The following is a 7,002-nucleotide window of genomic DNA, read 5'->3' as shown; positions in this document are numbered from 1 at the left end:
TTCAAAAATCAATTTTTTGAAATATCACTACCAAAAACCTGCTTTAAGTCTAATTCATTTTTTGTAACATTAAATACCATTTAAAAACTGATAAAAAAAAGCTGCCCTCTTTTAGGACAGCTTCTTTATACTTGCTCTTTTGGTATTTGGGTAAATATTCCTTGTAGAAAAAGGAAATACAAACAACAACTCTTCTTATTTATCAATCACTTTACGCGAAAAAAAAATTGCTTAACAAATGAAATCACTTTTTAAACTCATATTTTTATTGACTTTCATGATTCAAGCATGCCAACCAAAGGTGGGCGAAGAGGTAATGCGCATAAATCGCGGCAAAGCTCAAGGCACGACGTACAACATACAATACATCACCATCCAAGGCACAGATTATCAGCGAGAGATAGATAGCATCTTTGCTTTTGTAGATCAGGAGATGAGCACCTACGTGCCGTCTAGCACCATTTCCCGGTTGAATGCAGGTGAAGTGACTCCAATTGAAACACATTTTTACAACGTGCTCAAACTCTCCGATAAGATTTATCAAATGACAGATGGCTTATTTGATATAACAGTGTATCCGCTTGTTCAGCTTTGGAAAATTGAAGACCCAAACTTCACTGGTGCAATTGACTCCTCGAAGGTTGATTCTGTGCTGAATTTTATTGGTTTTTCAAAAATTGCTTATGATTCGACTTCCGTAAAACTTCCTGCAGGAATGAAATTGGACCTCAATGCCATAGCCCAAGGCTATACTGTGGACGTGATTGCTGAATTTTTAGAGTCAAAAGGCATACAGAATTATATGGTAGAGGTGGGAGGAGAAGTGCGTTGCAAAGGCAAGAACATCAATAATAAAATCTGGCTAATTGGCATTGAGAAACCCGTTGATGATCCAAACAATCAAAAATTTCAAACTGTAATAAAACTCAAAGACAAATCGCTGGCTACCTCAGGCAGTTACCGAAAGTATAGAACTTTGCCTAATGGTTCGCGCTTGTCACACACAATCAATCCCAAGACCGGATACCCTACTAACCACAACCTCTTAAGTGTATCAGTGATGGCTGATGACTGCGCCACTGCTGATGGGCTTGCTACCGCACTACTGGTGATGGGACTTCAAGAAGCCAAGCAATTTGCCTCTAAACATCCGGAATTTGAATACCTTTTTATCTACTTCGATCGATATAAAGGCTACGAAACCTGGCGTTCTGAGGGATTTTCAAAGTACGTCGAACGGTGATTAGCAGGCTATTCTTCTTCTCCTGTCAGTTTTCGCTCGATTTCTTCCATCTCTAAAAAGTCAATGGCCTCTTGCAAAGTGGGCACCACCGGAGCACGCTCGTCAAAATGACTTAAATCTTCAATCTTTGTGATATAAATTATTGATCTATTGCTACTTCGATATTTATCAAGGAGTTTTTGCAATTCTTTTGAATGCGATTCTTTCAGTGTAATTTTTGTTACATCAATGATGAAATGGCGATCTAAATGTCTATCGAGCAATTCATCTAAACCGTTGTGTAAATCGGTTGGGCTATCAATTGACTGAATGGTTAACAGTTCATAAGCTGCTTTACTTACACTGCTGTGTTTCATATCTGTTTAAAACGGGCTATGTGATCGACCACAACTACAAAGAAAGCAAAATTTTATAACTTTGCTGATCGTAATAAGTGTAAAAAGTGAAAAAAATTTCTGTCCTATTTGCTACAGCTGTTCTGTCTTTTACAACTCTTGCTTTTTTTGCATACAAGCAAAAAAATCAATCTGTAGGTTTGAGTGTGGGCGACACTGCCCCTGAGCTTGCTTTTCCCAATCCTGATAACAAAATTCTCAAGCTCTCGGATTTAAGAGGCAAGATTGTTCTCATTGACTTCTGGGCTTCGTGGTGTAGGCCGTGTCGAATGGAAAATCCAAATCTCGTTCGACTGTATCGCACTTATAAAGATGCCAAATTTGGTAAAGCCAATGGCTTTGAAATTTATTCAGTATCCCTCGATCAGAATAAAGCTGATTGGCAAAAGGCAATCGCTGATGATGGCCTCATCTGGCCGAATCACGTAAGCGACTTAAAGTTTTGGAAATCAGAGCCTGCACGCATATACAACGTAAACTCAATTCCGATGACCTATCTCATCGATGAAAAAGGGGTAATTATAGCTCGTGGATTGAGAGGGCAGGCGCTCGAACGCGCCCTTGAAGGACTACGCACCAATCAGCGTTAATCATTAAACAAGTCATTTTGTCGGTATAAATTCTGATGGCAGTACTTTTGATTAATTGCCTGAGCTGCATTTACTCTTTTTAAAATGGAAGAAAACGTAAAAGAACCCATTGAGGAAATTCACAACCCTATTGTTGATACACATGAACCAGGAAGCGCTGAAAGTGAAGCGCCAGAACCCACTATATCAGAAAACGAAGAACTTGCAGAATTGAAAGATAAATATTTGCGTTTATACGCTGATTTTGAAAATTTTAGAAAGCGCAATGCCAAAGAGCGCATGGAGCTAGTACAGACGGCCAACAAGGAGCTCATGCAAGCTCTTTTGCCTGTATTAGATGATTTTGACAGAGCCTTTAAAAACTTAGGTGACAAAATTTCAGGTGATCCTGTTTTAGAAGGTTTTAAATTGATCCATCACAAGATGCTGGATATCATGATTCACAAAGGCTTGAAGCCTATGGAATCAGCCAGCGGAAAGGACTTTGATGTAGAATCTATGGAAGCCATCACCAAAATTCCTGCACCCAGTGAGGATATGAAAGGAAAGGTGGTGGACGAAGTAGAACGTGGCTACATGCTCGGTGAAAAGATACTGAGATATGCCAAAGTGGTAGTAGGTGAATAAATGCTGTAGGTATGGCTGCGAAAAGAGATTATTACGAGGTGCTGGGTGTGAGCCGTAACGCTACAGCCGATGAAATAAAAAAAGCCTATCGCAAGCTGGCCATCCAGTACCATCCTGATAAAAACCCAAATAACAAAGAAGCCGAAGAAAAATTTAAAGAGGCTGCCGAAGCCTATGAAGTGCTCAGCGACCCTGAAAAGCGAGCCATGTACGACAGATATGGCCACGCAGCAACTTCGTCAGCAGGTGGTCAGTATGCCGACATGGACCCCTACGACATCTTCGATCGCTTTAAAGACATCTTTGGCTTCGGTGATGAATTTGGCTTTTCCGGAAGCAGAGGTGGCGCAAGAGGTTCTAACCTTCGAGTAAAAATCAAAGTCACACTCGAAGACATCATAAACGGTTCTGAGAAGAAAATCAAGATAAAGCGCTCGGTACTGGCTAAGGGCGTAAACTTTACAACCTGCCGCATTTGCAACGGAACCGGTAGGGTGTACAAGGTGCAAAACACCATTTTTGGTGCAATGCGGGCAGAGACAACCTGTAGCCATTGTATGGGAACAGGTAAAACCATCACAAATGTGCCACCTGGCGTAGGCCCTGATGGACTAGAAAAAGTAGAAGATACCGTATCCATTCAAATACCTCCCGGTGCAGTAGAAGGTATGCAATTGCAAATACGCGGTAAAGGAAACGAAGCACCAGGTGGTGGTAAGCCGGGAGATTTAATCATTCAAATCGAAGAGGTAGAACACGAACTCTTCAAACGCGAAGGTACCAATCTGCACTACGACCTCTACATCTCAATACCTGATGCTGTGCTCGGCACTCAGGTAGAAATTCCCTACTTTGGCTCTAAACTGAGGGTAAAGCTCGAGCCCGGTACACAAAGCGGAAAGATTTTGAGACTTAAAGGAAAAGGTATTCCCAATATCAACGGGTACGAAAGAGGCGATCTTTTGATTCACGTAAATGTTTGGATACCCAAAAAGCTTACGCCCGAGCAACAGCGCATCATGCAGTCGTGGGCCTATGATCCCAATTTCAAGCCCGCTCCTGATAAAACCGATAAGTCCTTCTTTGAAAAAGTAAAAGAGATGTTCTCTTAACCTATTGAACTCAGCGCAATCTTTAGTGCTTCATTGACAATCGTCAGTTGCGTAAGCGTACAATGAACACTAAGTTTGCCCTGAGTTCAAATTTTTTTTATGCTAAAATTGCCTTCTCACATAGCTGTTCTCACTTCCGGAGGCGATGCGCCTGGAATGAATGCAGCCATCAGAGCCGTAGTGCGCAGCGCAGTGTATTATGGTAAAAAAGTATCAGGTGTTTACAACGGTTATGAGGGATTGATAGACGGCACATTCGAAGAATTGGATTCCAGATCTGTAAAATACATCCTTAATCACGGCGGAACATTTCTAAAATCGGCACGTAGTCAGCGCTTCCGAACACCCGAAGGCCGCAAGCAGGCACACGAGAATTTGGTAAAAGCCGGAATTGATGCCTTAATAGTAATTGGTGGAGACGGAAGCTTTACAGGGGCCAAAATTTTTTCGGAAGAATTCGACTTTCAGGTAATAGGTGTGCCGGGTACAATTGACAACGACCTGTACGGAACGGACTTTACCATAGGTTTTGACACAGCAACAAATACTGCTATCGAGTGTATTGACAAGATTCGAGACACAGCTTCTTCACACGACCGTCTCTTTCTGGTGGAGGTAATGGGTCGCGACAGCGGTTTTATCGCTTTGCGATCGGCTATAGCTGCTGGTGCTCTTGAAGTGATAATGCCCGAGAATAGCATTACGTACGATCAACTTTACCAGGCTATCGAAAGAGCTGGACAAAACAAAAAATTCTCAAACATTATTGTAGTGGCCGAAGGCAACAAACTTGGAAACATCTTCGAAATCGCTGATCATCTCAAAGCAAAATTTCCCCATCTCGATATAAAAGTCACCATTCTCGGGCACCTTCAGAGAGGGGGATCGCCAACAGTTTTTGATCGCGTGCTTGCCTCTAAGCTTGGCGTAGCCGCTGTTGAAGGACTATTGATTGGCCGAAACAAAGTGATGGCCGGCGTGATGCACAATCAGGTGATCTATACACCCTTCGAAGAGGCCATTACGCGCAGAGCTTATATCAATCCAGAACTTATTCGAATCAATAAAATTTTAACCATCTAAAAACAATCACCATGAGTACGATTAAAGTCGCCATCAACGGTTTTGGGAGAATAGGAAGACTCTCGTTTAGAAACCTCATCGAAAATCCCTCTATTGAGGTAGTTGCTATTAACGACCTCACCGATGCTCATACCTTGGCGCATCTCTTAAAATACGATTCAATTCACGGCAGATTTAAATATCCGGTTTCTTCAGAAGACAATGCCATCATCGTAAATGGCAAGTCCATAAAAGTATTTGCACAGAAAGATCCGGAACAGCTTCCTTGGGGTGAGTTGGGAATCGACATCGTGGTAGAATCCACTGGCGTATTCAGAAATCGAGAAAAAATGAGCAAACACCTCACCGCCGGTGCTAAAAAGGTGATCTTAACTGCTCCGGCTGAAGGCGATGTAAAAATGTTTGTTCTCGGTGTAAACGACGATAAGCTCACTGCCGATGAAAACATTATCAGCAATGCCTCATGTACCACCAATTGCCTGGCTCCGATGGCAAAGGTGCTTCATGAAAAATTTGGAATCGAGAGCGGATACATGACTACAGTACACGCCTACACCGCCGATCAAAATCTTCAAGATGCACCCCACAAAGACCTTCGCAGAGCTCGAGCTGCTGCATTGTCCATCGTACCTACCAGTACCGGAGCTGCTAAGGCAGTAGGCAAGGTATTGCCTGAGCTTAAAGGCAAGCTCGATGGCTATGCTCTGCGTGTACCCACACCTACAGGTTCAGTAACAGATCTTACAGCAGTGCTGAGCCGTGAAGTGACAGTAGAAGAAATCAACGCTGCTATGAAGGCCGCTGCCGAAAACGAACTGGCTGGCATTATGCAGTATTGCGAAGACCCCATCGTATCAGCCGACATTGTGGGCTCTCCTTATTCCTGCATCTTTGACTCAGAGCTCACAGCCGCCAATGGCAGAGTGGTAAAGGTGGTAGGCTGGTACGACAACGAAGCCGGTTACTCAGTTCGCGTAGCTGACCTGGTCGTAAAGTGGGCTAAGATTTCCGGAATTATTTAAAACTTGATTGGAAGAATAAAAAAACCCGGCTGACAGATTCCATGTGAGCCGGGTTTATTTTTATTTGCCCTTATTTGATTAAATATTCGAGCTTTACAGTTATTGAGGCGGTTTTCTTTCGGCTATCGGTATTAAAAGCTCCACCCCAAGTAAAGTCTTCAGCTGAGTTTTGGGCTACAATCTGAAATACTCCCATCGAAGCCTTTTTTAACTTGTACACTTTACTACCAGAATTTTCAGCAATTTTTTTGGCTCGTGTATATGCATCTTGTGTAGCTGCCTCGATCATCTCCAGCTTAAGCTCAGCAAGTTTTGTGTAAAAATATTGTGGACTGTTAGAGTAAAATTCAATGCCCTGATTGATGAGTTCAGTAATAGATCGAGCTATGGCTTCTACTTTATCTACTTCGTTAGATTCGATCGTTACGGATTGCGACAAATTGTACCCCACGAAAGTGCTTTTTCTCACATTGTAGTTTGCATCATACTCGTTGTTAAATTCGCGATTGATGTTAATGCTTTGAAAAACAATGTTTTCTTCTTTAATGCCTTTTGAAATCAGATACTTTTTAATCGTTTCGCGATCTTGGTCAATTTCTGCATAAGCCTTTTTTAAATCTTTATTGATGCGGTTAAAAGTACCTGACCAAACAATGAGGTCGCTGTCAAAATCTTTATTGCCGAGACCTGTTACCGAGATGGTGTCATTTGATTGGATGCGAGCAAGGTAGGCGCTTTTGAGAATGAGAGCTACGATAATTGCCGAAAGAGATACGATGCTGATGGCGAGCAAGTTTAATTTGTTTTTCCTGACTTCCGCAGATTTTTTATTTTTTGCTTAGTTGTAATTATAAATATTTGTTATACAATGATTTATAAAATCCATTTTCGTCATTTTGGGTGTTAATTTTATTTAGAGGCAAAAATTTG

8 protein-coding genes are annotated in these 7,002 nt (G+C 42.0%); 6 read left to right on the top strand and 2 right to left on the bottom strand.

All coding sequences use genetic code 11. The features are described 5' to 3' along the window. The first annotated feature begins 238 nt into the window (after nt 1-238). Nucleotides 239-1,243, top strand: coding sequence for an FAD:protein FMN transferase (locus tag EIP89_RS11235; protein ID WP_124398783.1), 1,005 nt, complete (start codon nt 239-241; stop codon nt 1,241-1,243). 8 nt (nt 1,244-1,251) lie between these two features. Here EIP89_RS11235 and EIP89_RS11230 read toward each other — a convergent pair whose 3' ends face one another. Further along, the gene (locus EIP89_RS11230; RefSeq protein ID WP_124398782.1) at nt 1,252-1,599 is read right to left on the bottom strand and encodes a hypothetical protein; all 348 of its coding nucleotides are present in this window, start codon (nt 1,597-1,599) and stop codon (nt 1,252-1,254) included. Between the two features lie 86 nt (nt 1,600-1,685). Between EIP89_RS11230 and EIP89_RS11225 the strand changes: the two genes are divergently transcribed. From EIP89_RS11225 to gap, 5 genes are all read left to right on the top strand, one after another. Beyond that, nucleotides 1,686-2,228 carry a TlpA family protein disulfide reductase gene (locus EIP89_RS11225; RefSeq protein WP_124398781.1) on the top strand — a complete coding sequence of 181 codons (543 nt, stop codon included), beginning with the start codon at nt 1,686-1,688 and terminating at the stop codon, nt 2,226-2,228. 84 nt (nt 2,229-2,312) lie between these two features. After that, nucleotides 2,313-2,855 (top strand): nucleotide exchange factor GrpE, encoded by a 543-nt coding sequence (locus EIP89_RS11220; protein ID WP_124398780.1) that lies wholly within the window; start codon nt 2,313-2,315, stop codon nt 2,853-2,855. Nucleotides 2,856-2,866: 11 nt separating this feature from the next. Next, nucleotides 2,867-3,967, top strand: coding sequence for a molecular chaperone DnaJ (gene dnaJ, locus EIP89_RS11215; protein ID WP_124398779.1), 1,101 nt, complete (start codon nt 2,867-2,869; stop codon nt 3,965-3,967). A gap of 99 nt (nt 3,968-4,066) precedes the next feature. Beyond that, a complete protein-coding gene (gene pfkA / locus EIP89_RS11210) occupies nt 4,067-5,050 on the top strand; it encodes a 6-phosphofructokinase (RefSeq protein ID WP_124398778.1) in 984 nt (327 codons plus the stop codon). 11 nt (nt 5,051-5,061) lie between these two features. Then, nucleotides 5,062-6,072: a type I glyceraldehyde-3-phosphate dehydrogenase gene (gene gap, locus EIP89_RS11205; protein WP_124398777.1), complete on the top strand. Its 1,011-nt coding sequence runs from the start codon at nt 5,062-5,064 to the stop codon at nt 6,070-6,072. Between the two features lie 70 nt (nt 6,073-6,142). On the opposite strand, the gene EIP89_RS11200 is transcribed toward gap, so the two are convergent. Then, entirely contained in the window at nt 6,143-6,865 is a 723-nt protein-coding gene (locus EIP89_RS11200; protein ID WP_124398776.1) for an SIMPL domain-containing protein, read from the bottom strand. Between the last annotated feature and the right edge of the window lie 137 nt (nt 6,866-7,002).

The organism is Thermaurantimonas aggregans (assembly GCF_003851885.1).
Classification (GTDB): Bacteria; Bacteroidota; Bacteroidia; order Flavobacteriales; family Schleiferiaceae; genus Thermaurantimonas; species Thermaurantimonas aggregans.
The sequence above is the reverse complement of the archived record's forward strand: the minus strand, read 5'-3'. Positions and strand labels throughout refer to the sequence as shown.

Excerpts from the sequence above, each read along its gene's own strand:
- EIP89_RS11235 (WP_124398783.1), top strand. The coding sequence starts at position 239 with ATGAAATCACTTTTTAAACTCATATTTTTATTGACTTTCATGATTCAA.
- EIP89_RS11230 (WP_124398782.1), bottom strand. The coding sequence starts at position 1,599 with ATGAAACACAGCAGTGTAAGTAAAGCAGCTTATGAACTGTTAACCATT.
- EIP89_RS11220 (WP_124398780.1), top strand. The coding sequence starts at position 2,313 with ATGGAAGAAAACGTAAAAGAACCCATTGAGGAAATTCACAACCCTATT.
- dnaJ (WP_124398779.1), top strand. The coding sequence starts at position 2,867 with ATGGCTGCGAAAAGAGATTATTACGAGGTGCTGGGTGTGAGCCGTAAC.
- pfkA (WP_124398778.1), top strand. The coding sequence starts at position 4,067 with ATGCTAAAATTGCCTTCTCACATAGCTGTTCTCACTTCCGGAGGCGAT.
- gap (WP_124398777.1), top strand. The coding sequence starts at position 5,062 with ATGAGTACGATTAAAGTCGCCATCAACGGTTTTGGGAGAATAGGAAGA.